This window comes from Hymenobacter translucens, assembly GCF_020685205.1.
GTDB classification, from domain to species: domain Bacteria; phylum Bacteroidota; class Bacteroidia; order Cytophagales; family Hymenobacteraceae; genus Hymenobacter; species Hymenobacter translucens.
Map to the genome: position 1 here is coordinate 249,495 of NZ_JAJERB010000007.1, position 25,753 is coordinate 275,247.

Genomic DNA, 25,753 nt, shown 5'->3' on the forward strand with positions numbered 1-25,753 from the left:
CCCCGCATTCCTTTATGTCGACTTTTCCCAATATCAGCCGGGTGCAGCTCCTGCTGCAGCACAAGCGGCCCCAGGATGCCGAGCAGGAAGCGCGCCGCCTGCTGCGCGACGACCCCGACCACAGCTACCTGCACTGCCTGCTGGCATTGGCGCTGCTGGGGCAGAACCACCCGGCGCAGGCGCAGGCCAGTGCCCAGCAGGCCATTCACCTCGACCCCGAAAACAGCTTTGCCTTCTACGTGCTGAGCCTGGCCCTGCATCGGCAGCACGATCTACACGCCGCCCTGGAGGCCATCGAGCAGGCCCTGACGCTTGACCCCGAGGACGCCGACTTCCAGCATATTCTTGGTCAGATCCGCTTTCAGCAGGGGCAGCTGCACGCGGCGCTGCGGGCGGCCGAAGCCGGCCTCGCGGCTGACCCTACCCACGTCGACTGCCTGGGGCTGCGGGCCCGCTGCCTGGCCCGCCTGGGCCGGCGCGACGAAGCCGAGGCCGACTTCGACGAAGCTTTGCGCCAGAGCCCGACCGACGCCGGTACCCACGCCGACCTGGGCTGGGTGGCGCTGGAGCGGGGCCGGGCCAAAGAAGCCGCCCGGCACTTCAAGGAAGCCCTGCGGCTCGACCCTGAGTCCGACTACGCCCGCGAAGGACTCGTGGAGGCGCTGAAGGCGCGTTTCTGGCTTTACAATGGCTTCTACCGGTTCAGCGTGTGGACGCAGACGCTGAGCAATGGCGCCCGGCAGGGTATGTTTATCGGGCTGTTTCTGCTCTCGCGGGTGGTGCCCGGGCTGATGCCGCTGTACCTGCTGCTGGTGTACATGAGCTGGTTTGCCGAGCCGCTGTTCAACTCCCTGCTGCGCTTTAACCGGTACGGCCGCTTTGCCCTGAATGCCAAGGACACGACGGACTCCAACCACTTTCTGGCCCTGTCGCTTGCCGGCCTGCTGCTGCTGGGCGCCGGGTATGGCACCGGCATCGAAACCTTCACGGTCGGCGGCATGGTGGCGCTGGCTTTGCTGTTTCCGCTCGTTGGTACGCAGCGCATGTGGCGGCCCGACCGGCGCCGGCAGTCGATGTGGTTTGGGTACGCGCTAGCGGCCGTTGGCCTGCTGGCGGTGGTGCTTACGGCGCTGGGCGTTGCCGGCAGTGGCACCGTCTTCAGCGGCTTTTTGCTGGGCTCACTCGCCTACGTATGGCTTATGGCGCTGCGCAACTAGCTACAGCCCCAGGATTGCCGCGTACACGCCGTTCACTACTTCAGCCATCCGCTTAAAGTCGAGGGTGTCGATGGTATCGGTGCTCTGGTGGTAGTTGGGGTTGCGCAGAAAGGACGTGTCGTTGATCATCACGGCCTCGTAGCCGTAGCGCCAGTAGTTGCGGTGGTCGGAGAGGCCGGCCAGGCCCATACTTTCGGGCAGGTTGATGCTTTGCACGTCGATAGCGGAGTTGGCCTTCATCAGGTCCTTGATCCGGCTTACAATGCTTTCCTGCCCCATTTTGCCCACCACGGTAATGAAGTTGCCGGTATCGGGATACAGCGCGGCAAGCAGGGGGTTGGGAAAGTTCTGGGAGCCGGGCTCGTCGCGGAAGTAGCCAATCATTTCGTAGCAGATCATGGCCCGCACCTTCACCCCGGCGTCGTGCAGGGATTTGGCGTGCACGGCGCTGCCCATCTGGTCGGTGGCAAAGTAAGGCGGCTCTTCCAGCGGATACGCCACCAGGTCGAGGCGGTGCTTTAATCGGGGCTGCTGCGCGTGCAGCAGGCGGGCGGTTTCCAGCAGGCCAGCCACGGCACTGGCGTTGTCGTCGGCCCCGGGCTGGTCGCCGCACACGTCGTAGTGGGCTCCCACAACGATACGCTCCGCGTCGGGCGGACCCAGGGACGTGATAATGTTGCGGTAGGTGCGGCCATCGGCCTGGTAGGTTTGCTCTTCGACCTTGAGTCCCAACTTCTCAAACTCCCGGCGCACGTAGTCGGCGGCCTGGTTGAGGGACGTCAGGTTGCGGTAGTTGCGGGCCGGCTGCAGACCGGTGAGGAAGGCCACGTCGTCGTGCAGTCGGGCCGGCTGGGCTTTGGTCGTCATCGGAATAGGGGGGAAAGGATGCGACGCCTTATACGCGGCGTAGAGGCGCCAGGCGCCAAAAACAAGCAGAGCCCCGCCCAGCAGGCCCCACAGTAGCTTTCGAATGCCGGAATATGCTGCCATCTTTACCTGCCCGCAATGGTGTATATTCGACCTATGTTCTGGTTTCCCAGGTTTTTACGTTGTTTGCTGCCGGCCCTGCCCCTGCTGGCGGCGTGCAGCCGGCCGGCTTATTCATACCAGCCGCTCAGCACTCCGGCCACGGCGGAAGCCCCGACGGTAGTATTTCTGATCTTCCGGGCCCGCTCCACCGGGCAGGGCCCGCTGCAGGTGGAGCTGCTAGATACGAAAACTGCGGCCGGAGCGCTGAAGCAACCGCTCAACCAGCCTCTCGGGCCGAATTACCTGGAAGTATCCGAGCTGGACGCCAGCCGCCGGGTTCTGGCCTCGGCCCGGGTCGAGCATCCCCTGCTGAAAGACGTCGAGTACCAGACCGAGGCCGGCGCCCTGGCCCGCAAAGCAGTGCAGCTGCCCGAAGCCGAGTTTTTTGTTCGCCTGCGCCGGGAACCCGGCGCCGCATTCCTCCGCGTAGCGGAGGTGCGGGCCCAGCAGCCCGCCACTGTTATTGACCTCCCGTTTCCCAGCAAACTTTAATGCTATGAAGAAAGCCTTACTCTTGTTCAGCGCCCTGCTCGTGTTGGCTCAGCTTAGCCAGGCCCAGCAGTTTCCGGTGGATACGCTGATGAACAACGGCCCCATGCGCCGGCAGATCAACCTGGTGTTTCTGGCCGATGGCTACCAGGCCAGTGAGCAGGCCCAGTTTATCGTGGATGCCACCCGGGTGATGAACGACATGTTCAGCCAGACGCCTTTCCGCGAGTACCGCAGCTACTTCAACGTGTACGCTGTGCGCGTGCCCTCGGCGCAGTCGGGAGCCACCCACGCCCGTAGCCTCACCGACTGCGGCACCCAGCCGGCGGCCACAGTCAACAACTACTTCGGCTCGTCGTTCGACTCCTTCGGCATTCACCGCCTGCTGGTGCCGACCCGGAACATCGGAGCGGTGCTGGCATCGAACCTGCCGCTCTACGATCAGGCCTTTATTCTGGTGAACTCGGCATTCTACGGGGGCTCGGGTGGGGTAAACGCCACTTCCTCCACCCATCCCAGCGCCAACGAGGTCAGTATCCACGAAATCGGCCACTCGTTCGCGGGGCTGTCGGACGAGTACTGGGCGGGGCCGCAGTACGCCCGCGAAACGGCCAACATGACCCAGCAGACCAACCCGGCCGTGGTCCGGTGGGCGAACTGGATGAATACCGGCGGCGTCGGCATCTATCCCTACATCGGCGGCCCGAACAACTGGTTTCACCCCCACCAGAACTGTAAGATGCAAAATCTGGGGGCTCCTTTCTGCCCGGTTTGCCGCGAAACCTTCGTGGAGCGGATTCACAGCCTGCAGCCCCCGCTGGCGTCCTATCAGCCGGCTGCCCTCACCGTAAATGCCCCCACCCAGGACCTGCCCTTCGCCCTGAGCCTGGTGCAGCCCAACCCGAACACGCTGAAAGTAACCTGGAAGCGCAACGGCACCATCTTCCGGCGCAACGCCGGCGCGGTGAACGTGCCCCTGGCTTCCCTGGCCGCCGGCAGTAATACCATTCAGGCCGAAATCGTGGATACCACGGCCCTTACCCGCAACAACACCCACTTTGTGCAGCACGTGTACCGGGTGGAATGGGTCGTGAACAACACGGTAACCGGGGTGCGGATTTCGGCCGAGCAAAGCGAGTACAAGATTGCCGTGTTCCCCAACCCCGCCGGGCAGTTCCTGAACGTCGAATACAAGCTGCCCCGTGCCTCAAAGGTAGAGCTGGCCGTGTACGACCTCAACGGCCGGAAAATCAAGTCCCTGACCCGGGAAACCCAGGCCGCCGGCTCCTATGAGTATCACCTCAGCGCCGCCGGAGCCGGTATGCAGCGCGCCGGGCAGTACCTGCTCGTGCTCGACATCAACGGTAGCCGGGCCAGCCGGCAGATTACGAAGGAGTAGAGTTTAGGAATTCGAAGCTGTCGCCAGATGAGTTATGATCTGATGGTCTTTGATCCAGTTGCTGCTTCGAAAACAAGGACTGACTTTACAGGCTGGTATGAAGCGCAAACACAATTTACCGAAGACCATAGCTATGACAATTCGTCCGTAACGACTCCTGAACTCCGGGCTTGGCTAATGGAAATGATGCTAACATTCCCAGACCTGAATGGCGACGACGCAACTCAGGATACGAAGAGTGATTACGAAACAGATTACAGTGTCGGCCGCGCAGTCATATATGCATGTTTCAGTTGGTCACTTGCTAAGGAGGCTAACGAAATGGCCTACCAGCTTGCGCAGAAGCATCAGGTGGGCTTCTTCAACCCAAATGTTCAGACCCCAGCTCTATTCCCTATAAATGGTAGATTAAAACCGATGGAAGAGGCATATCCTCAAGATCAGGTAATAAAGAAACCTTGGTGGAAAGTGTGGTAAAACAACTGCTACTTATAAAAAAGGACCGCCCCAGCAGGAGCGGTCTTTTTTGTGCTAGCAAAGGCGGAATAAATACCGGGCGCGGCTAGTAGCGGCCCAGCACGTTGTCGAGGTACTTCTGCCCGGAGCCGGTGTTGAGCAGCAGGATCTGCTCGTCGGCGCGGAGCCAGCCGGTAGCCAGGAGCTTGCGGGCAGCCATCCACACGGCGGCACCTTCGGGGGCCACAAACAGCCCTTCGAGCCGGCCCAGCTCCCGCATGCCGTCCACCATCTCGTCGTCGGTGATGCTGACGGCGGTGCCCTGCGACTCGTGCAGCACCTCCAGCATCAAGGGTTCACCTAAAGGGCGCGGCACGGCCAGTCCGTTGGCAATGGTGGGCATTCCAACGTAGTGGTGGGAATTGGCCTGCCGGCCCAGATAGGTTTCAATCAGCGGGCAGCAGTTGGCGGCCTGCACGGCCACCATGCGCGGCAGCCGGACTTCGGGCGCCAGCCAGCCCAGGGCTTTCATTTCCTGGAAAGCTTTCCAGATGCCGATCAGCCCCGTGCCGCCCCCGGCGGGATACAGAATCACGTCGGGCAGCTGCCAGCCGAGCTGCTCGGCAATTTCGTAGCCCATGGTTTTCTTGCCCTCGATGCGGTACGGCTCCTTGAGCGTCGACACGTCGAGCAGCTGCCGGTCCGCGTTCACCTGCCGCACCCAGGCGGCGCAGTCGTTGATAAGGCCGTCGATCAGCTGCACCTCGGCCCCGTACCAGTAGCACTCTTCCTTAAAGGCATTGGGCGTGTGCCGGGGCATGGCCACCACGGCGGGCAGGCCGGCCTTGGCACAATAGGCGGCCAGCGCCACGCCCGCATTGCCGGCGGTGGGAATAATGCAGCCCGGGGCACCCAGTTCCTTTGCTTTCGAAACGGCCATGCTCAGGCCCCGGGCCTTGAACGAGCCGGTGGGGTTCTGTCCTTCGTCCTTGAGCACCACGGAACGCAGATCGTAGCGGGCGGCCAGGGAACCAAGGGTGAGCAGCGGGGTAAAGCCTTCGCCGAGGCTTACCCGATTTTCGTCGTCGAGCAGGGGCAGCAGTTCCCGGTAGCGCCACATGCTGCCCTCGGCGGGGTTGATGCTCGCACGGGAAAGGGGCTCATGCAGGTCGTAGCGCACCAGCAGCGGCAGGCCGCAGCAGGCTGCAATCGTTTGCGGAACAAAAGCGGAATAGGACTTGCCGCAGGACGAGCACTGAAGCTCCGTGACGCGGCTGATGGTTTCGGTGAGAGTTGACATAGCTGGCAGAGGTGGAACGAGCCGGCAAGTAGGAAACTCTCTATGCGTAAATCAAATAGCAATATGGAATCGGCTATTCCCTATTGGCATAATGCCGCTTGGTAAACCGGATGAAATCCTTGTAGGGCATGTTGTTTTCGGTGCCCTTGCGCTGAATGAAGTGAAACTCCCGGCTCATGCTCAGGTCGGCAATCCGGACCTCTACCAGCTCCCCGGTTATCAGCTCCTTCACCACGGCCTGCCGGGGCAGAAACGCCAGGCAGGAGTCGTCGACGCGCACAAAGTTCTTGAGGGCCTCGGTGCCGCCCAGCCGCACCCGCACCGGCAGGTCGAGCAGCTTCAGGCCGTGGCGGACGAGCTCCGCTTCCAGTACCGCCAGCGTGCCGGAGCCTGATTCGCGCAATGCCAGCGGAACGGTGCGCAGGTCGGCGGCGCGCAGCTCCCGCTGCCCCAGCAGGTTGCGGGCCGAGCACACGGCCACTACGGCGTCGGTGAGCAGGGGCGTGTAGCTCACGGTGCTCACCTTGTTGATGCCCTCGATGATGCCCAGGTCGATTTCGTGGTCGAGCAAAGCCCGCAGGATGTTTTCGCTGTTGCGGTTGCGCAGGGTCAGCTGGGTGTTGGGATGCTGCTGCAGGTAAGCCGACAACACCGGGGGCAGCACGTACAAGGAAATCGTGGTGCTGGCGCCCACCATCATCCGCACCTGGGGTGAGAAGTCGGCGCTGAGGGTGCTGAACTCCTGGTGCAGCTCGTGCTGAAGCTGCTTGGCCAGCAGCAGCTTCTGGTACAACAGGCGCCCGGCCGGTGTGAGGGCCACCGTGTTGCCGAGCCGCTCGAACAGGCCGGTTTTGTAGAACTCCTCCAGCGCCTTGACCTGCTTGCTGATGGCCGACTGGCTGATAAACAGCGTCTGGCTGGCCTTGGTAAAGCTCAGCAGCCGGGCCACCTCCAGGAAGATTTCGTGCTTGTGGGAGAGCATGGGGAAAGGTAGTTGGCAGTTGATAGTTGTCTGTTGTTAGTCAATCGATTTAAAGCAAGACCAAAAAACAACAACTGCCAACCGACAACTATCAACTGACAATTGACAACTAAAAATCAAACTGCCCCAGCGCGGCTACGTGGTCTTTGCTGCCGTCAGTCACCCAGGCGTCGAGCTGGGCGGGGTCCTTCATCTGCTGCCCGCGGGGCCGGGGCACCACCAGGTAGCCGCAGCGCACGTCGGGCAGGGCCGACATATCGCTCCACAGCTTCTCGATCTGGGCTACCGGGTAGATGTCCTCCTGCCCATGGCCCCAGCGATACTTCACGTCCTTGATGGTCACGTAGGTGGGAATACGCTGGGCTACCCGCCGCACGCTCTTGGCCAGCAGGTTGTCGTCGCTGCGCTGCAGATCCTCCCGCGTCAGGCCAAACAGGCTTAGCAGCGGGTCGACCTCAATCCAGGTAGTCATGGTGTTGTAGTAGCTCAGCGCCAGCTCGTCTTCTTCCCGGGGCTGGGCCAGCCCTTCAAGCAGGCGTACCTGCCCGTTCACGCGGGCCAGTCCCCCACCCCGGTCCTCGATGCGGCGGGGCACCACCTCGAAGGTGAGCACGTTGCCGGCCGCCCGGTGGTAGCCCAGGGCGGCGGCGTCCACGTCGGCGCCTAGCGTGTCGATGTTGTGGAGCATGAGCGTCCGGACGGCGGGCTGTTCGCGCAGCAGGCGGGCCAGGGTGCCGTTGCGCAGCAGGTTCGACACCTCGTACCAGTGCCCCAGGGGCGAAAACCGCTGGGCGGCAATGTTGTCGACATAGTCGCTGCCCTCCCCTTTCGTTTTGGCCCAGGCAATCATGCTGCCGCGCACCGCGTCGCGCACCTTCTGCTTGTTGTCGTCGAGCGTTTCCTGGGGCATCTCCTCCCACAGAAAGCGCAGGTCCCGCTCCATGGGCACAAACCGCTGCCCGATGCTGCGCCCTGCCGACAAAAGCACCGGCCCGGCGTAGCCGTAGTTTTGGGTTTGCTCCAGGTGGCGGCGGATCGGCGCGTGGGTCAGGTAGCTCGTTGCTACCAGGTGGGGAATCACCGCGCCGTAGGCTTGGGCCACGCGTCGGGTTTTAGCCAGATGAATCTCCAGAAAGCTGCGGTGCTGCCCGCTGATTTCCACGAAGGGGTTCAGCGCCTTGATTACGCCGGCACCCTTGGTCCAGCGGCTGCCCACGCCGGCGGCGAGGCTCAGCACGGCCACCTCCCCGGCCCGGATGGCCTCTTCCCCCGCTTTGCGCGCGTCAGCCGGCACGTCGGCCAACTGCACCACGTCGGCGGGGCGCACGTCCTCAATCGAGGTTTCGGCGGCGAGGCGGTTGCGCGACAAGCCGATGCGGCCCTTCTGCAGGTCCTGGCGGATGTCTTCGTGCTGGATGTAGTCGAAGCCGTTTTCCTCTTTGATGGCCGCGGCTTTCTCGTTTTCCACGCTGCGGTTGCCCTGCACCGTGGGGTCCGACACCTGAAACAGGTTGCTGACGATGGTGCGCAGCAGCGGATAAGCGAGGTTGTTGTGCTGGCAATGCGTCGTGAAAAAGTCGATTTCGGCCCGGCGCAGGTAGGAAACCTCGGCGGGAGCTTTCTTCACCAGCCCGGCCACCTGAATGGCGTAGTAGGGCTCGGGCATCAGCGCGTCTTTGCCCTCGTGCAATGTCGCCCAGGTGCCCCGGTGGTTAATGCGCCAGTCGTAGACCACCGGCTCCATGGCAAACGGCAGCGCGTCGGACAGCTCCTGCTTGGTGGTCCGGAGCAGCTCGAGCACCCGCTGCTTGTACTCGGTGTACCGCGCGGGGTTCACGAACATGCCCATGCCCCCGCCCGACATCCCGCCCAGCATCAGAAAGCCGTAGTAGTCGGCCCCGAACTCCTTTTTAGCCTTGGCAATCAGCTGCTCGGTGAAGTAGGTGGACGCCCAGGGAATGATGGTTTTGATGGGTCCGGCGAAGTTGCGGGCAGTGTTGGCGCCCAGCTTCTGCACGTCGCCTTCGCGGATGGCGGCCAGGATGTTGTCGAACACCTCGTTGGTTTGCTGCCGGGCCGCCGACTCCTGCTCGCCCCGGAGCAGGTACTTCTCGGTAACCATTTCCAGAATCGGGCCCACGTTCGAGGCCATGCCCCCGTGCATCAAGACCAGGGAGTTCATGATCCGCTCCCCGATTTCGGGATGCACGTCGGCGCCTTCGAGCACGCGGTGCCGGGGCAGCAGCGTGCCCCGGCTGACGCCGAACTCCGGGTCGCCGGCCTGGGCAAACGTGCCCTGAATAGCCTTGATACCCGGCCACACGCCACCCGAGTCCTGCCAGCCCCCGCCCGAGCCGCCGATCCACTCCCCCAGAATGGCCCGCGAGGCTACCAGCCGCCGCTCCGACTCCTGCAGCCCATCGGTCAGGCTTTTGGTCTGGCCCGTAGCCCGCATCAGCAGGCTGATAATCGAACCCAGCAGGTTGGTCGACACGGCAAAGCGGGAGCCTTTTGGAATGTCGTTGACCTTGGTCACGAGCTCCAGTCCCATGCCCGGCCCCACGATGCGCGCCAGGATGGCCGGCAGGGACTGGCCCGTGCCCTCAAATGACGGCGGAATCAGCCCGGAGGCAATAACGCCGGCTTTCACCAGACTCAGGTAGTCGTTGCCGAAGTTGAACAGGTCGGCCAGGTCAGTGATGTCCTTGGTGGTGTTCAGGTCGATGCTGGTCAGGCGCAAAACCGGCTCGGGCACCACCCGCACGTACGAGTGCAGGGGCGGACGGATGTCGGCATCGCGCCCGAACACGCCCAGGTCGATGCTCAGGTTGAGCACCCGGGCACCCTCGGGGTAGTCCATGCCCAGGAAAAAGATGTCGGACCAGCCGCTGTGGGTAAGGTCCATGCGTACGGCGGTGTGCTCGTGCAGCACGGGGAAGAACAGGGCGCCTTCCTCCCGGCGCAGCAAAGCCGGGTGCAGGCGGATCGGGTGCTCGTCCTGGTGCCCGACCCGGAACATCCACTGGTTGCCCTTGCTGGAGCGCACGCTCTTGCGCACCTGGTCGGCCAGAATCTGAAACGAGAGGTGGTGGTAGCTGTCGGCCAGGGCGCTGAACAGCGTGGCGTTGGGCCCGTGCCGGTCCAGCTCGCCCAGAAACGTGCGGATGGCCTGCTCGAAGCGGCGCCCCAAAAGGTCCTCGAAGCCGGCGTAGGGAATGCGGCCCACCGCCGGCACCTCGGCCGACTCCTGCAGGAAAAACCGGAAGCCCGCGTACAGAAACAGGATGGCCCGCACCTTGTCGTAAAGGCTGGGCGTGGTTTTGCGAAACTCGTCGAGCTCCCGCAGCGCCGGCAGCAGCTCCCGGGCCGGCAGCCGGCGGCTAAGGTCGAAAAACGACCGATTACGCAGGACCGGGTCGGTGGCGAGTATCGTTTCTACAAAGACGTTCATAGGGCAGCAGAAACGCGGGTTGGCGCCTCTTGGATAGTTATTCGTTGTCAGTTGTTCGTTGTCCGGTTTTGGTTACGCCTGTCCTGACAACGGACAACGAACAACGGACAACTGGTTATAGGCGCGGGCGGCCATTGGCTTCGGCCAGCAGCTCTACCACGGCCGACAATGTTTCGGCCTGGGCTTCGCCGGCCAGGCCCAGGGCCAGCTGGGCCCGGAGCAGCCCCTGGGGGGCACTCAGGTCGTAGCGGCTGCCCTGCACTTCCAGGGCCAGGTAGGGTCCAGTCGCGGCCAGCTCCTGCAGCGCCGGGGTCAGCAGCAGGCTGTCGGCGCCGGCGGCGAGGTGCCGGTCCAGAATCGGAAACAAAGCAGGTGTAAGGACGTGCATGCCGAAAAAGCAGAGGTAGTAGCCCATGCGCAGGCCGGGGGTCTGCAGCTCCAGCTCGGCCGTGCTCAGGGCCGGCTTCTCGATAATCTTCTCGACCTGGTACACCCCGGTCCGGCCCGGCCGGTGCTGGCCGGTAAGCGTGCCGTAGCGGCCCACCTGGTGCTCGGGCGTGGCATTTACGGCCGACACCGCGCAGCCCTCCGCGCCGGCCAGCGCCAGCAGCTGGGCCGCGCACCGCTGCCCCCGCACCGCCGGCACGTAGAGGTAGTCGCCGTGCATGAGCAGAAACGGCTCGTCGCCCACGAACTCCCGGGCGCAGAAGACCGCGTGCCCGTAGCCCCGGGGCTCGGGCTGCTCCACAAACCGGGTGTGGCGAAGCAGGTGGTCGATTTTCCCGGCCTGCTGCCGGGCCCAGTCGATGCCCTGGTAGGTGTGCACCAGGTTGTCGCGCAGGGAGCCGAAGGCGGCGCGGTACCGGTCCCCGTCGCCGGGAGCCACGATTACGGCCAGCTCTTCCACCCCGCTTTCAAAGGCTTCCTCGGCCACAATCTGCAGCACCGGCTTGGGTAGGCCATCCACGTCCACCACCGGGAGCATGGCTTTCTGAATCGTATCGGCAACGGGGTACAGCCGCGCGCCGCGCGCCGCTGCCGTGATTACCGCCTTTCTTATTTTCATAGCTGAGAAGGAATAACGCCCCACCGGAATGGTTTCCGGTCCGGCACGGACCGCCACTTCAGGCGGGCCGCAAATCCGGGAAGGCCGGGCCTGTAAAGAAACGCTGAAAAATGGTAGCCGGTGCCGGGGGCCGGCCGGGCGCTTACTTCAGCAGGCCGAATTCCCGCTGCAGAATCCGCTCGGTAATGACGCGGCGGCCGCGCACAAACCGGTCGGTAGCCGGGCCGTTGTTCTTGGGCTGGGCGTTCAGGGCAAACAGGTAAACCCGCCCCTGCTGCTCTACCCAGCCCACAAACCAGCCGTTGTGGCGCCCCTCCTGCCGGGTCCAGCCGGTCTTGCCCCGCAGCGTCCAGTTCTTGCCCCGGGCCAAAACCAGCATGTCGGTGGTGAGCTGCAGGGTGCGGGCGCTGACGGGGAGCTTCCCGCTCTGCAGGCGGCGCAGAAAGTCGATCTGCTCGAACTGGGTGATGCGGGAAGGGCCTTCAAGCCAGAACCGGTCGACGGTAGCCGGGGTCATTACCATACGGCCGAACTGAAGCAGGGGAAGCCACTTATCGTAGGTTGCCGGACCCATGCGCCGGGCCAGCTGCTGGTAGCACGGCAGGCACGACACCCGCAACGCCCGGCCAAAGCTCATGTCGTGGTTCCACGGCTCTACGTCACGAACTACCCCGTCCCAGCGGAACACCTCGGCGGTGTCGCGCACGGCCCCGGTTTCGAGCCCGATCAGCGTATTGGGAATCTTAAAGGTGGAGGCGGGCAGAAACCCCTGCCGGCAGCGGTTCAGGTTGGAGGCCGTGTACCGCCCGGACTGCACGTCGAGCAGCAGAAAGGAGCCTTCCAGCCCGAAGGTGTCGAAGTAGGCAGCAAAGGACCGCTCCGTTACGGGCGGGGCCGCGGCACCGGCCAGGAACAGGAAAGGAAGCAGTAACAGAAGCCGGCGCATCAGAGCAGGAAATAAGGTTCAGCAGGCAAGTTTAGCATTTCCTCCGCAGCCGGTTCCGGGGGTGCCTCCGCCTTATCCGTACGGCTCCCGCTGGCTATGTTATTTGCTCGGCGTATCTTTGGGCAGAACCCAATAATTTTCATCATGGCCAAGAACACCGTTAAAGACGCTGAGAACAGCGCCCCCGCTACGCCCGAGCGCACCGAGACTGCCCGCGAAGCCCTGCACCGCCGCGTAAAGCAAAACCAGGAGCGCCGCCGTCAGAAGCAGAAGCACATCAACCCCTAGTTTGCGGTTTGACCCCGAATCAAAAGCCCCGACTGCTCCTGAAGCAGCCGGGGCTTTTCGCGTGTAAGGGGCGGATAGACTTAGCCGCGCAGCACCTCAGCCAGGCTGGCGTGGAGCTCTTCCACGGTGGGCGGGCTCGGCAGGCAGTGGCAGCGCGTGAGCGGCGGCCGGTAAGCCGGCACCGACTGGTTGGTAGACTCGTGCAGCAGCAGCACGGGCACCGGAGGATTCTGCTGCTGCAGAAGGCGGGCAGTTTCGAGGCCGTCGGGGTGGCCGGGCAGGGCCGTGCTGACGATGAGCAGGTCGGGGCGTTCCGGCTTGGCCAGCGCCTCCTGCCCGGTAGTGGCAGTATCAATGTGCTCAACTCCCCACTGCCGCAGGTGCAGTTCCAGCCCGTGGCGGACAATAGGCGCGTCTTCGACAATCAGGACCCGATAAGCACACATAGCATAACAGAGTAAAGAGAAGTTGCCAAAGTTCGGACGCCGCGCCTTTCGCCGCATCCGACTAAAAACGGATTTATGGTCCGATCAGTATGAATGATTACGTAAGTAGTAGTAGTAGTAGTAGTTATGCGGAAAAGTACGGAGGCAGCGCGGTCAGCCGTCCGCCTGATCCGGCAGCAGAACCCGGGCGAACGACCACGAAAAAGCCCCTCCGGGGAGGGGCTTTTTCAGTTAGGCCGTCACGGTTTCTTCCATCAGCTCCGCCAGACTCACCTCCTCCACGTCGGGCAGCGCGGCAAAGCGGCTTTCGTGGAAGTTGGCCTCCGGGAAGCCCGGGGCCACGCCGGCGTTGTTGATTTCCTGCAGCGTGAGGCCGTAGCCGCGGTGGGTGTCGAACAGGCCCCGCACTGTGTAGATGGGGCCGCGCTTGGGCGTCTCAATGGCCGGGTTCTGGGCCTTGAGCACGGTAAAGTCGTCGTTGGTGCAGACAATCTGCTGACCGGGGTGAAACAGAGGAGGGTTCATGGTAAATAGCGGCGGGCTACCGGCGAATGGCTGGAAGCGGACGGCCCGGACCACGCGGTGCGGCCGCCGTCGGCAGTGTTTGTTTCGGCAAAGATACGTCCGCCGGCGCAATGCGCCCCACCGGAGCGCGGGCGTTATTTTCCCCGCAGGGCTTCGACAAAGCCCTCGTAGGCAGGCTTGTACTTGAAGTCGTCGTCGAGCAGCAGCGGCCACTCCGGGCGGTTCTCGCGCAGCCAGGTCTGTCCGTCGTGCACGCCCCACATGGTAATGCCGTACTGTTGCAGGCGCGGAATCTTCAGGTAAGCGGCCACTATCTCCTTGTACTTCTGCTTTTGGTCGGCCAGCAGCTGCGGGGTCAGCACCCGGGTGGTAGGCAGGTTGTAAAGGTTTACTGCCACGTCCATCTCGGAGATGTGAATCAGGTAGCCGCGGGCAGCCAGCTTTTCCAGGGCATCGATTACCGAGGGAGTGTGGGTTGTCAGGGAGCTGTGCATCTGCAGGCCCACCCCGTCGATGGGCACGCCCTGGGCCTTGAGCTCGTCGAGGCGAACGAGCACGGCATTCAGCTTGTTGGGGCCGCCTTCCAGATCGAAGTCGTTGTAGAACAGCTTGGCCTTGGGGTCGGCGGCCCGGGCGTAGCGGAACGCCCGCGCCACGTAGCCGGGCCCCAGGTGCTTGCGCCACATCGTATTCGAAAGCTCCCCGCTGGTCTCGTAGGCCTCATTCACCACGTCCCAGGCGTGCACGTCGCCTTTAAAGTGACGTATGGTGGTCTGGATATGGTCCCGCATTACGGCTTCCCAGGTGGCCGAGTCGTTGGGCAGGGTTTCCAGCCAGCGCGGCTGCACCACGTGCCAGATCAGCGTGTGGCCGTGCACGCGCATGCGGTTGTCCTTGGCAAACTTTACCAGGTAGTCGGCATCCTCCCAGTTGTACTCGGTAGCGCTGACGGGCTTGAGGGCTCCCATCTTCATCTCCACCTCTGCCGTCACGCTGTTAAAGTCGCGCAGGATGGCTTCGCGGTAGCGGGGATTGTTTTTCAGCGTCGGGCCGTAGACGCTTACCCCGATGGGGAACGGGGCAATGCCGCCCAGGCCCGTGGACCGGGGTGCCACGAGCCCCGGGGCGCAGTTGGCCAGGCCCGCCAGCAAACCAAAGGTGAGCGCGCGGCGGGCAAAGGAGCGGAAAGTCGACATAACGTAAAGCGCGTAATACCCGGGCCAGCTTCGGCTGCAGCAGGTACTTCCTGCTGAGCCGGCGCCGGGTCGCCCGAAGATACAACCTGGCGGGTTGCCCGCCTTAGCGGGCGGGGCGGACTTTCCCCCGGGCCACGGTGCGCATCACCCGGAACAGGTTGCCGCTCCAGATCCGGTTGAGGTCCCGGGCGCGGTAGCCCCGGCGCACCAGCTCCAGGGTCAGGCTGGGAAAGTCGCCCACGTCGGCCAGGCCGTTGAGCACGCTGCCCCCGTCGAAGTCGGAGCCGATGCCCACGTGGTCGATGCCGGCCTGCTGCACGACGTGGTCGATCTGGTCGGCTACGTCGGCCACGGTGTTGAGCGGCACCGGAAAGTCGACCTCCAGGCGGGCGTACTCCGCCAGGGCCGGGGTACGGTCTGCGGCGGGCAGGGCGTACACGTTCAGAAAGGTCTTCAGTCCCCATTTCGCGCAGAACGCCGCCTCCGCCTGCTGCCGGGCCGCGGACTTCACCTCGGTCTTCACGTAGGGGCTGAACAGGTTTACCTGCACCACCCCGCCGGCGTGGGCAAGGTCCCGGAGCATGGCGTCGGACAGGTTGCGGGGCGTGTCGCTGAGGGCCCGGCAGCCGGAGTGGGAGGCAATGATGGGCACCCGGGAACCGGCCAGGCAGTCGTAGAAGGTATCGTCGGAGGTGTGGGAGGTGTCGACCATCAGGCCAAGGCGGTTCATTTCGCGGATGGCTTCCCGGCCGAAGTCGCTCAGGCCGTGGTGCTCGGGCCCGGTGGGGTCGGTGGCCGAGTCGCAGATGTCGTTGTTGGAGGAGTGGCAGAGCGTGACGTAGCGGGCCCCGCGGCGGTAGTAGGTTTCGAGCCAGCGCAGGTCGAGCCCCACGGGGTAGCTGTTTTCCAGCCCGATGAAGATGGCCCGGGGCCCGGCCCGGCGGATGCGGCGGGCCTGGTCGGGGGAGGTAGCCAGGGCCAGCTCGCGGGGGTAGTGCCGTAGTGCCTGCTCAATGACGCGGAACTGGGCTTCCACCTCCTGCCGGATGGCAGCGTAGCCTTCCGCGGTGCGCGGCCCCTGCCCCACGTACACGGCCCAGAAGGCCGCGTCGAGCCCGCCCCGCCGCAGCTTCGGCAGGTCGACCTGGGCTTTCTCGTCGGGCCGGTGGTCGTGGGTGAGGTCGAAGCCCGGGCGCAGCAGGTTGCCGGGCGTATCCTGGTGGGAGTCGAGCGTGAAGGCCCGCTCGTGCAGGAGGCGGGCCCGGGTCTGCAGCCGGGCTTCCGCGGCTGGGGTGGTCGTTGGCATGGCGGACGTCGGCATCAGCGGCAATATGGCGGATCGGGCGCACATCCGCCCCCGGCAGCCCCTCCCGCCGGCGCCTAATGCCCGGTAAGGCCGCCGAAGCCGCGCGGCTACCGCTTCAGCCCGGCCAGGAGTTCGTAGGACCGAAGCCGGGCGGCGTGGTCGTAGATGTGCGACACCACCAGCAGCTCGTTTACCCGGGTATCGTCCACGAACCGCTGCACCTGCTGCCCGACCCGGTCGGGCCCGCCCACGAAGGCGTACGCGGCCATCTGCATCACGGCTTCCTCTTCCATATCGCTCCACAGCCCGTCCATGCTGTCCACCGGGCGGGGCAGCGGGTGGCGGGTACCCCGGATGATGCCCAGGGCAAACTGCTGGTAGGAGGTGGCAATGCGGGCCGCCTCGGCGTCGGTGTCGGCCGCCACCACGTTCACGCAGGCCGCGGCGTAGGGCTCCGCAAGGTGCGCCGAGGGCCGGAACGACGAGTGGTACAGGTGCAGGGCGGCGTGCAGGTGGGTGGGTGCAAAGTGGCTGGCAAAGGCGAAGGGCAGCCCCAGCATTCCGGCCAGCTGGGCGCTGTAGGTGCTGGAGCCCAGCAGCCAGATTGGAATGTCGAGCCCCTCGCCCGGAATGGCCCGCACGCTGCTGGTTTTGTTTTCGGCCGAGAGGTAGGTCTGCAGCTCCTGCACGTGCTCGGGAAAGTCGTTGACGGACGCGTGCATGTCGCGGCGCAGTGCCATGGCCGTGCGCTGGTCGGTGCCCGGGGCCCGGCCCAGGCCCAGGTCGATGCGGCCGGGATAGAGGGAAGCCAGGGTGCCGAACTGCTCGGCCACCACCAGCGGGGCGTGGTTGGGCAGCATGATGCCGCCCGAGCCCACGCGGATGGTGGTCGTGCCCCCGGCAATAAAGCCGATCAGCACCGAGGTGGCCGAGCTGGCAATGCTGGCCATGTTGTGGTGCTCGGCCAGCCAGTAGCGCCGGTAGCCCCACTCTTCCGCGTGCCGGGCCAGGTCCAGGCTGTTCTGGAACGTGTCGGCGGGCGTGTGGCCTTCGCGGATAGCGGCCAGGTCGAGAACCGACAGGGGCAGCTCCTTTATTGTCTTTTGCATGTCTGACTTCTGATAAGCCGGTAAAAACCGGCGGACGGCGCGGTTGTTTGGGCCGCCCCCGAACAGGGTAGTCCTACGAAAAGCCGCCCGCTGACGCTTAGGTTCCCGGCTTCCGCCGCTTCTCCCCCTTCCGCGGCTACGCAAAAAGCCCTTCGGCAGCCCCACCCCCTCGCGGCGGAGCTCCCGAAGGGCTGGTAGTGGCGGAACGTTGCCTAGAGCGCCGCGCGCCGCGCCTCCACCTCGGTTTTAAGCGTGTTGTTTTCAATCAGACTCTGGGCCAGGCAGTTCAGCTCGTACTGGCGCTTGAACCGCGTCAGGATGCCACCCTGCCCGCTGCTTTGCTGCTGCGTGAGCACGTAGATGCGGTACTCAAGCCGCTTGTACTCCCGCTCGTTGCGCTTCTTGGCGTTGCCCTCGGCCATTCCGGGCAGCAGCGCCGCCAGGGTGTTGTACTCGGACGTGGCCCCGGTAAGCTCGACCTGCAGCTCGGCGGCTTTACCCGTCCCCATGCTGTGCAGGCGCTGCAGCTGAACCTGCCGGAATTCCAGCTCGGCCCGCTCGTCGGCGGCTTCGCTGAGCACCTGGTCGCACTCGGCCACGGTGGTAAGTAAATTCACTGAATAAGACATATAAGCGCACGTTAAAGGTGAAATAAGATAGCCGATGGGCGGGGCCAGCCAGCCGAACACCATAATCTTAAGTATAGCTATTCAGTATTCAAATACTCCCCACCTGAATTATTTTTCAGCTGCCGCCCAGCGCCGTGGCCAGGGCGGCGGCCTCGGCCTGAAGGCCGGTTAGCCGGGCCGTGAGCAGACGGTGCAGCACCGGCCGGCCCTCCCCTTCCAGGGCGGCTTCGGCCTCGGCGGTAGTGGCGGCCAGCCACAGGCGCGGGCCTTCTTCGTCGGCGGGCAGCGTGGCCTGCAGCGCCGGCACGGCCCGCAGCCAGTCCTGGGCCCGACGGGTGCGGGCCTGCCCCCGCTCCAGGCGGCGGGTCAGCTGCCGGATTTCATACGCCACGGCCCCGGCCCGGTCCTGCAGCACGGCCTGCTCGTCGGCCGACAGTGGCGGGGTCGCCGTAGGCGGGGCAAACGGGCTTGGGGGTAGGGCCGGGGGCAGGGCCTGGGCCAGCCAGGCCAGGGTGTGGGCCGCCCGGGCGGGCAGGGTGCGCTGCCCGGCTTCGACTTTGGTGATAAGCCCGCGCGATACGCCCAGGGCGCCGGCCAGCTGCTCCTGGGTTAAACCCAGGCCCGCGCGGACCAGGACAAGGTAGTGCGGAACGGCCGGCACGCGCAGGGAACGGGGCATACGTGAGGTTGTCTCCTTATTATTTGGATCACCAACTAAGGAGACAAATACGTTGTCTCCTTAGAATCGTTTAGCAAGAATAAGGAGACAAGACGACCGGCACGCCTGACAGCGCCGCAGCCGGCCCGGTAAGGCTGCGAACTTAGCACGCCGGCGGCACAGTAGCACCGGGTCCGGCCCAAATATCTTTTCAGGAAGAGCGGCGGAAGCCGCGCGGGCATGCGCTGGGAGGGCCGCCGCGGCTGGCCCAGGAGTGCCGCATCTCGCGGCTCGTTTGGTCAGCCAAGCCTTTTCACCGGCTTTGCCCGCCGGGTTTGCCCGCTCAGCTACCCTCCTGTTCTGGCCCGGGGCTACCCCCGGCGAAGCAGCGGTGGCGAATGTTCAGTTAACAACTTTAACCGTGCAAAATACCTGGAAGTAGGTATTGCCGCCTGATGAGAAAGCGGGTAGGTTTGAGGGTTAATCAACACTGCTTCTCTCACCGTTTTTCCACTACTGAATGAAACACTTCTTCTCCTTTAACCCTCGTCTCAAGACCAGCAGGAGCAGGACCCTCAGCGGCTGGCTGCTCGCAGCGCTGCTGCTGGGCGCGGCCCCGGCGGCGAGGGCCCAGTGTGCCTTCACGACGAGCGTGACCCCGTCTGGTCCGCTCACGCTCTGCCCTGGCGGCAGCACCACGCTCACGGCTACGGCCGTCAACACGAGCCCCGGGCTGAACATCGGTACTACCGGGCCTAATAACGACGTGAACATCGTACTGCCTTTGCCCAACGGGCAAACCCTCGTAGGCGGACGCTTCAACTCGTATGGCAGTGGGGGCTTCACGCTGGTGCGTATCAATGCCGACGGTAGCCGCGACGCCACTTTCAATCCGGCTATTGTGATTGGTATCGTCTTCGCGCTGGCTGTGGAGCCCGACGGGCAGATTCTGGTAGGCGGTAACATCACGGGCAGAACCAGCACCGGCAACAATGAGTCGGCCAACCTGCTGCGCCTTAACGCCGATGGTACCCGCGACTTCACGTTCAACGCCGGCGGCACCAACTTCAATAGCACGGTCCTGGACCTGGCCCTGGAGCCCGACGGGCAGATTGTGGTGGGCGGCTTCTTTGATATGTATAACGGCGTGGCGGCCGGCCGGCTCATCCGCCTCAACGCCGACGGTACCCGCGACACCGGTTTCAACGCGGGCGGGAGTGCCTTCGGCAGCAGTGTGTCCGCAGTAGCCCTCGAACCCGATGGCCAGATTCTGGTGGGGGGCGGCTTCGGGACCTATAACGGCGTAGCCGTGTCGGCCCGTCTGATGCGCCTGAACGCCGATGGCTCGCGCGATGCGACCTTCAACAGCGGCGGAGCCGGGTTCGATGAGCACGTGTATGACCTCGTTCTGGAGCCCGACGGACAGATTCTGGTGGGCGGGGCCTTCAGCGTATTCAACGGGGCGCTCAACACCCCTGACCGGCTCGTGCGCCTGAATGCTGACGGAACCCGTGACACTGGCTTCAACGGCACTAATGCCGGCTTCAGTGGATCTACTAGTGGCTCAACTGGCGGTACAATTATTCGTAGAATAGCTTTGCAGCCCGATGGCAAGGTGCTGGCCGGCGGCGTGTTTACTACCTACAATGGTGCGCCGACCAACACGCCCGACGGCCTCGTGCGCCTGAACGCCGACGGCACCCGCGACACTGGCTTCAACGGCACCAATGCCGGCTTCAGCGGACTCGAGGCCACTATTATTGCCGTAGCCGTGCAGGCCGATGGGCAGGTGCTGGTAGGGGGTTCCTTTTCGTCCTACAACGGGGATGGAAACGTGCCCGACTACCTGACCCGGCTCCGGGCTGATGGCTCGTTCGACAACACCCCCGTTACCCCGGCCGGTACTACCTTTGCCTGGAGCAACGGCGCTACCGGGGCCACCCTCTCGGTGACCCAGCCCGGCCTCTACCAGGTGGCGGCCACCAGCGGCAGCTGCACGACCTACAGCAACACCGTGCGCGTGGACGCAGCCCCGACCCCGACGGTAAGCATCAGTCCGGCCGGTTCGCTGAGCATCTGCGATGGCGCAACCCAGACACTGACGGCCACGGCCACCCTGCCGGGCTTTAATGCGGGCGGCGCGGGTTTTAACGCGGCCGTGAATGCAGTGCTGGCTTTGCCCGACGGAAAGACGCTGGCTGGCGGCAACTTTACGACGTATAACGGCACTACGGCCGGCTACCTCGTCCGGCTGAATGCTGACGGCTCGCGCGATGCTACTTTCAATGCGGGCGGTGTGGGCTTTGATGGCGGCGTATTTGCCCTGGCCCTGGAGCCGGACGGGCAGGTACTGGTTGGCGGCAATTTTTCGCTTTACAACGGAGCTGCTGCCGGCCGACTCGTGCGTCTCAATACCGACGGCTCGCGCGACGCAACTTTCAACGCAGGCGGGGCGAGCTTCACGAATACGGTGTTTGCCCTGGCCCTCGAATCCGACGGGCAGGTGCTGGTGGGCGGAGCTTTCCTGACCTACAACGGGGTGAACACGCCCGACTTCCTGGTACGGCTGAACGCCAATGGTAGTCTTGATTCCAACTTTAACACGGGAGGCGCAGGCTTCAACGCTATCGTGCGGGCGCTGGTGGTAAAGTCGGATGGACAGGTACTGGCGGGCGGTGACTTCACTACCTACAATGGTAGCGCGGCGGGCCGCCTCGCGCGCCTGAACGCCGATGGCACCCGCGACGCGACTTTCAACACAACTACTGGCTTCGGCGACACGGTAAATGCGCTTGCGCTGGAATCTGACGGCCAGGTGCTGGTTGGCGGCTTCTTCCTGACGTATAACGGCGTGACCATTCCGAAACACCTGGCCCGCCTCAATACCGACGGCTCGCGCGATGCAACCTTTAACAGCGGTGGTACGGGCTTTGACGGCGGCTCGGTGGCTTCGCTGGCACTGAAATCCGATGGACAGGTGCTGGTGGGCGGCTATTTTACGACCTATAACGGCAGCACTGCCGGCCGCCTCGTGCGCCTGAACGCCGATGGCACCCGCGACGCAGGCTTTAACGGCAGCAATGCAGGCTTCGCCAATTTCGTGCTGGCCCTGGCCCTGGAAGCCGATGGGCAGGTAGTGGCAGGCGGCAACTTCGCTTCATATAACGGCGCTGACGTGCCCGATGGGCTTACCCGCCTCAATGCCGATGGCACGGCTAACACCACGGCTACGGCCGCGGCCGGGGCTACCTTTGCCTGGAGCACCGGCGCTACCGGCGCAAGCATCGTCGTGAGCCGGCCCGGCGCGTATTCGGCTACGGCCACTGCCGGCGGCTGCACTACGGGCAGCAACGTCGTGCAGGTAACCGAGACCACCCCCGCGACGGTTGTCGTAACGCCGGCCGGTCCGCTGACCGTGTGCGCGGGCGGCAGCCTGACGCTGACCGCAGCCGCGACCGAGCCGGGCACGACCACGCCCGTGGCGGGAGCCACCTTCGTCTGGAGCAACGGGGCCACCGGCCCCAGCATTACCGTAACCGAGCCGGGACTGTATCAGGCCACGGCGACGAGCGGTGGCGGCTGCCTGGCTTACAGCAACCTGGTGCAGGTAAACGCCCCCGCTGCCGTAGCCGTGCGCGTGACGCCGGTCGGGCCGGTGAGCTTGCCTTCCGGCGGCTCCGAAACGCTGACGGCGGCAGCTGTGCGGCCCGGCTTTAACGTGGGCGGCGCCGGATTAGGGAGCTTTAGCAGCGGGGTAAGCGTACAGGCCCTGGCCCTGGAGCCCGACGGGCAGGTGCTGGCCGGTGGCAGCTTCAGCCGCTTCAATGGGCAGGCAATTCCCACAAACCTGGCCCGCTTCAACGCCGACGGTACCCGCGACGCCAGCTTTAACAGCGGCGGCAGCGGCTTCAATGACCCGGTGTACGCACTGGCCGTGCTGCCGGGCGGTAAGTTGCTGGCGGGTGGCTTCTTCTTCAGCTACAACGGCACCAACGTATCGGGCCGCCTCGTGCGGCTCAACGCCAACGGCAGCCTCGACGCGACCTTTAACGCGGGCGGCGCAGGCTTCAATGGCACCGTGCGGGCACTGGCCGTGCAGCCCGATGGCCGGATACTGGTCGGCGGCGAGTTTACCCAGTATAATCGGGTGAACGTGCCCGGCCGCCTGGTGCGCCTCAACGCCGATGGCACCCTGGACCAAAGCTTTAACGCCGGCAGCGCGGGCTTCGACAATACGGTACACGCCCTGGCCCTGGAGCCCGACGGACAGGTGCTGGTGGGCGGCTTCTTTACTTCGTACAACGGTCTGGCCAACACGCCTGACTACCTCGTGCGCCTTAACGCTGACGGTACGCGCGACCTGAGTTTCAACGGCGCCGCTGCCGGTTTGAATGAACGCGTTTTTGCCTTGTCGGTACAGCCCGACGGCCGGGTACTGGTCGGCGGCTATTTCACGCAGTATAATGGCGTGAATGTGCCAGACCTTTTGATACGCCTGAACGCTGATGGTTCCCATGATGCCAGCTTTAACACCGGTGGCTCGGGCTTCAGCGGCTCGGTATGGGCACTGGGGGTGCAACCTGACGGCAAGGTGCTGGTAGGCGGTAACATTCTTAGCTATAACGGCGCATCCATCCCCGACCAGTTCGTTCGCCTCAACGCCGACGGCACCCGCGACCTGACCTTTGGCCCCGTGGGCCCGGGCACCCGGGGCTTCAGCAGTACGGTATTCGCCCTGGCCTTGCAGCCGGATGCGCAGGTAGTGGTAGGCGGTACGTTCGGCAGCTATAACGGAGCCGACATCCCCGACCTGCTCACCCGCCTAACGGCCACCGGCACCCGGGGCGACGTGGACGCTCCGCTGACCGGCGCTACCTATGCCTGGACTCCCGGCGGCAGCACCGGCTCTACGCTGAATGTGAGCACGGCCGGCACCTACTCGGCCACGGCCACCGACCCGGCCAGCGGCTGCTCCTTTACGTCCAACGCCGTTGTCGTAACCGCTTCGGGAGCAACCGACCTGGTGGTAAGTACGCTGGGGCAAAGCATCCCGGCCGGCACCTACAACAACGTGACCGTGACCGGTACCGGCGCGGGTACGCTGCAGGGCAACATTACCGTCAACGGCGCCCTGCTGGTGGAAACCGGCGGTCAGCTCAGCTCCGGCTGTTTCGAAGTTACCGGTCCGGGCTCGTTTACCCTGCAGGCCGGCGCCTCGTTAAGCATCTGTTCCCCGGCCGGCCTGAGCACTACGCCCGGCGCCGGCATGGTGCAGGTTACCGGCACCCGCTCGTTCTCCTCCGATGCGACCTACACCTACAACGGCACCCAGCCCCAGGTTACCGGCTCGGCCCTGCCCGGCCAGGTGCGTGAGCTGGTCACCACCAACGCCAACACCGTCACGCTCAGCCAGCCGCTGAGTGTGCGTCAGCGCCTGGTGCTGAGCAGCACGGGCAACGTGGACCTGAGCGGCCAGTCCCTGACCTTGCTCTCGGATGCGACGGGCACGGCGCTGGTCGTGAACAGCGGCACGGGCGTGGTGAATGGCACGGCCATCGTGCAGCGCTTTATCAGCCCGGCCCAGAACCCAGGCCCGGGCTACCGCCACTTCTCGGCCCCCGTCGCCAGTGCCCCGGTCAGCCAGCTGGGCACCTCCGGCACGACGCCCGTCGTCAACCCCGACTACAACGGCAGCGCTACGCCGGGCTCGGTGTCGCCCTTCCCCACCGTGTTCGGCTACCAGCAGCTGCGCCTGGACCGCACGACCAACAACCTGTCGGCCTTTGACAAGGGCTGGTTCTCGCCCATGACCCTGGGCGAGACGATGCAGGTCGGCGCGGGCTACACGTTCAACGTGCCCGGCAGCCGCACGGTCAGCTTCTCCGGCACGCTCAACACGGGCACTTACCCGCTCGCCCTGGAGCGCAACCCGGACACGAGCCCCACCGCCGCCGCCGCCGGCTGGCAGCTGGTGGGCAACCCCTACCCGGCCCCGCTCGACTGGCGCCTGGTTGTTGAAGCCGACCGTATGGGCCTGACGGGTGCGATGTACGTGTTTGAAAGCCGCGACACGTACACCGGCGCCTACCGCTCCTATACCAACGGCATCGGCGTGGGCGGACCCTTCATTGCCAGCGGGCAGGCCTTCTTCGTGCGCGTTGCCCCGGGGCAGACCACGGCCACGCTCACCTTGCGCGACGCCCAGCGCGTGACCAGCTATGCCACCCAGGCGACCTTCCGCCGCAGCACGGCCGACACCCGTCCGCAGCTGCGCCTGGAGCTGCAAAACGGCTCGTCCTCGGATGCCGTGTATGTGTACGTGCAGGCCGGTGCCACCGCCGGGCTGGATCCGGGCTATGACGCCGAGAAGCTGCGCAACACGACCGGCCTGAACGTGGCCGCCACGGCCAGCACCGGCCAGAGCCTCTCGATTCAGGGCCTGGGCACGCTGGGCACGACGGCAACGGTGGTGCCGCTGACGGTGCAGGTTCCGCAGGCCGGCTCCTACTCGCTGGCCGTCGGGGAGCTGCTCAACTTTGCGCCCAACGCAACGGTCACCCTGCGCGACGATCTGCTGGGCACGAGCACGCTGCTCACCGGCACGACGCGCTACAGCTTCCAGACGACGGGCACCACGGCCAACGGGCGCTTCTACCTGGAGCTGCGCAGCACCGGGGCCCTGTCGACGGCCTCGCAGGTGCTGAGCCAGCAGGTGCAGCTGTATCCGAACCCGGCCCACGGCCAGTTCCGGGTCCTGCTGCCGGCCAGTGTCGCTTCGGCTCAGCTGACCCTGCTCAACGCCCTGGGCCAGACGGTGCGCACCCTGAACGCCACCGGCACCAGCACCCTCGTGGATGCTTCGGGCCTGGCGCAAGGCGTGTACACGCTGCGCGTGCAGGCTGGTGCGGCTACGGCTACCAAGCGTCTGGTCATCGAATAATTGCTCATCGGCAACCGTCCCGGCTTCCTGGAGCCGGGACGGCAAAGCCACTACCGACTCTGTTCCTTATGAAATACCTGTTAGCTGCTGCCGTGCTGCTCTCCTTCAGTTGGAGTGCGCAGGCCCAGGACCCCGACTCCGGCGGCCCCACCCCGAACCCGTCCACGCCTACGGCCGTGCCCATCGACGGGGGAGCTTCGCTGCTGCTGGCCGGTGGGGCGGCCTACGCCCTGGCCCGACTGCGTAAGCGCCGTCACGCCTAGCGCAGTTGTTACCCTCTGGTTAACGCCGTCCGGTCAGCAGACCGGGCGGCGTTTTGCA

General features: G+C 64.8%; 20 protein-coding genes. 7 read left to right on the forward strand and 13 right to left on the reverse strand.

What is annotated here, in order from left to right:
* The first annotated feature begins 14 nt into the window (after window positions 1-14).
* Window positions 15-1,217 (forward strand): tetratricopeptide repeat protein, encoded by a 1,203-nt coding sequence (locus tag LJY25_RS16325; RefSeq protein ID WP_227609435.1) that lies wholly within the window; start codon window positions 15-17, stop codon window positions 1,215-1,217.
* Here the strand turns inward: LJY25_RS16325 and LJY25_RS16330 are convergent, their stop codons facing one another.
* Window positions 1,218-2,207 carry a M28 family peptidase gene (locus LJY25_RS16330; protein ID WP_227609437.1) on the reverse strand — a complete coding sequence of 330 codons (990 nt, stop codon included), beginning with the start codon at window positions 2,205-2,207 and terminating at the stop codon, window positions 1,218-1,220.
* Window positions 2,208-2,222: 15 nt separating this feature from the next.
* On the opposite strand from LJY25_RS16330, the gene LJY25_RS16335 reads away from it, so the two are divergent.
* Genes LJY25_RS16335 through LJY25_RS16345 form a run of 3 tightly spaced genes read left to right on the forward strand, consistent with a single transcriptional unit; the run spans window position 2,223 to window position 4,611 of the window.
* On the forward strand, window positions 2,223-2,738 hold the full coding sequence (locus tag LJY25_RS16335; protein ID WP_227609438.1) for a hypothetical protein: 516 nt from the start codon (window positions 2,223-2,225) through the stop codon (window positions 2,736-2,738).
* Between the two features lie 4 nt (window positions 2,739-2,742).
* Window positions 2,743-4,134 carry a M64 family metallopeptidase gene (locus LJY25_RS16340; RefSeq protein WP_227609440.1) on the forward strand — a complete coding sequence of 464 codons (1,392 nt, stop codon included), beginning with the start codon at window positions 2,743-2,745 and terminating at the stop codon, window positions 4,132-4,134.
* A gap of 27 nt (window positions 4,135-4,161) precedes the next feature.
* A complete protein-coding gene (locus LJY25_RS16345) occupies window positions 4,162-4,611 on the forward strand; it encodes a hypothetical protein (protein ID WP_227609442.1) in 450 nt (149 codons plus the stop codon).
* An 85-nt stretch (window positions 4,612-4,696) separates the two neighbouring features.
* On the opposite strand, the gene LJY25_RS16350 is transcribed toward LJY25_RS16345, so the two are convergent.
* The 5 genes from LJY25_RS16350 to LJY25_RS16370 form a co-directional block, all read right to left on the reverse strand.
* Window positions 4,697-5,890 carry a threonine synthase gene (locus LJY25_RS16350; RefSeq protein ID WP_227609443.1) on the reverse strand — a complete coding sequence of 398 codons (1,194 nt, stop codon included), beginning with the start codon at window positions 5,888-5,890 and terminating at the stop codon, window positions 4,697-4,699.
* A 73-nt stretch (window positions 5,891-5,963) separates the two neighbouring features.
* On the reverse strand, window positions 5,964-6,872 hold the full coding sequence (locus LJY25_RS16355; protein WP_227609445.1) for a LysR family transcriptional regulator: 909 nt from the start codon (window positions 6,870-6,872) through the stop codon (window positions 5,964-5,966).
* 109 nt (window positions 6,873-6,981) lie between these two features.
* Window positions 6,982-10,323, reverse strand: a complete 3,342-nt coding sequence (locus tag LJY25_RS16360) for a UTP--glucose-1-phosphate uridylyltransferase (protein ID WP_227609447.1) — start codon at window positions 10,321-10,323, stop codon at window positions 6,982-6,984.
* A 115-nt stretch (window positions 10,324-10,438) separates the two neighbouring features.
* Window positions 10,439-11,389: a sugar phosphate nucleotidyltransferase gene (locus LJY25_RS16365; protein WP_227609449.1), complete on the reverse strand. Its 951-nt coding sequence runs from the start codon at window positions 11,387-11,389 to the stop codon at window positions 10,439-10,441.
* A gap of 142 nt (window positions 11,390-11,531) precedes the next feature.
* Window positions 11,532-12,335, reverse strand: a complete 804-nt coding sequence (locus tag LJY25_RS16370) for a penicillin-binding transpeptidase domain-containing protein (protein ID WP_227609450.1) — start codon at window positions 12,333-12,335, stop codon at window positions 11,532-11,534.
* 144 nt (window positions 12,336-12,479) lie between these two features.
* Between LJY25_RS16370 and LJY25_RS16375 the strand changes: the two genes are divergently transcribed.
* Window positions 12,480-12,623 (forward strand): hypothetical protein, encoded by a 144-nt coding sequence (locus LJY25_RS16375; protein ID WP_227609452.1) that lies wholly within the window; start codon window positions 12,480-12,482, stop codon window positions 12,621-12,623.
* An 80-nt stretch (window positions 12,624-12,703) separates the two neighbouring features.
* Here the strand turns inward: LJY25_RS16375 and LJY25_RS16380 are convergent, their stop codons facing one another.
* The 7 genes from LJY25_RS16380 to LJY25_RS16410 form a co-directional block, all read right to left on the reverse strand.
* Window positions 12,704-13,069, reverse strand: coding sequence for a response regulator transcription factor (locus LJY25_RS16380; protein ID WP_227609454.1), 366 nt, complete (start codon window positions 13,067-13,069; stop codon window positions 12,704-12,706).
* A gap of 231 nt (window positions 13,070-13,300) precedes the next feature.
* Window positions 13,301-13,594, reverse strand: coding sequence for a hypothetical protein (locus LJY25_RS16385; protein WP_227609456.1), 294 nt, complete (start codon window positions 13,592-13,594; stop codon window positions 13,301-13,303).
* Window positions 13,595-13,728: 134 nt separating this feature from the next.
* Entirely contained in the window at window positions 13,729-14,790 is a 1,062-nt protein-coding gene (locus LJY25_RS16390; RefSeq protein WP_227609458.1) for an endo-1,4-beta-xylanase, read from the reverse strand.
* Between the two features lie 103 nt (window positions 14,791-14,893).
* A complete protein-coding gene (locus LJY25_RS16395) occupies window positions 14,894-16,096 on the reverse strand; it encodes a dipeptidase (protein WP_227609460.1) in 1,203 nt (400 codons plus the stop codon).
* A 107-nt stretch (window positions 16,097-16,203) separates the two neighbouring features.
* On the reverse strand, window positions 16,204-17,205 hold the full coding sequence (locus LJY25_RS16400; protein WP_227609462.1) for an LLM class flavin-dependent oxidoreductase: 1,002 nt from the start codon (window positions 17,203-17,205) through the stop codon (window positions 16,204-16,206).
* Window positions 17,206-17,417: 212 nt separating this feature from the next.
* Window positions 17,418-17,834 carry a hypothetical protein gene (locus LJY25_RS16405; protein ID WP_227609463.1) on the reverse strand — a complete coding sequence of 139 codons (417 nt, stop codon included), beginning with the start codon at window positions 17,832-17,834 and terminating at the stop codon, window positions 17,418-17,420.
* Between the two features lie 115 nt (window positions 17,835-17,949).
* Window positions 17,950-18,513: a helix-turn-helix transcriptional regulator gene (locus LJY25_RS16410; RefSeq protein WP_227609465.1), complete on the reverse strand. Its 564-nt coding sequence runs from the start codon at window positions 18,511-18,513 to the stop codon at window positions 17,950-17,952.
* 499 nt (window positions 18,514-19,012) lie between these two features.
* Between LJY25_RS16410 and LJY25_RS16415 the strand changes: the two genes are divergently transcribed.
* Both LJY25_RS16415 and LJY25_RS16420 read left to right on the forward strand, forming a co-directional pair.
* Window positions 19,013-25,432: a T9SS type A sorting domain-containing protein gene (locus LJY25_RS16415; RefSeq protein ID WP_227609467.1), complete on the forward strand. Its 6,420-nt coding sequence runs from the start codon at window positions 19,013-19,015 to the stop codon at window positions 25,430-25,432.
* Between the two features lie 68 nt (window positions 25,433-25,500).
* Complete coding sequence (locus LJY25_RS16420) at window positions 25,501-25,695, forward strand: PID-CTERM protein-sorting domain-containing protein (RefSeq protein WP_227609469.1); 195 nt, start codon at window positions 25,501-25,503, stop codon at window positions 25,693-25,695.
* Window positions 25,696-25,753: the final 58 nt, after the last annotated feature.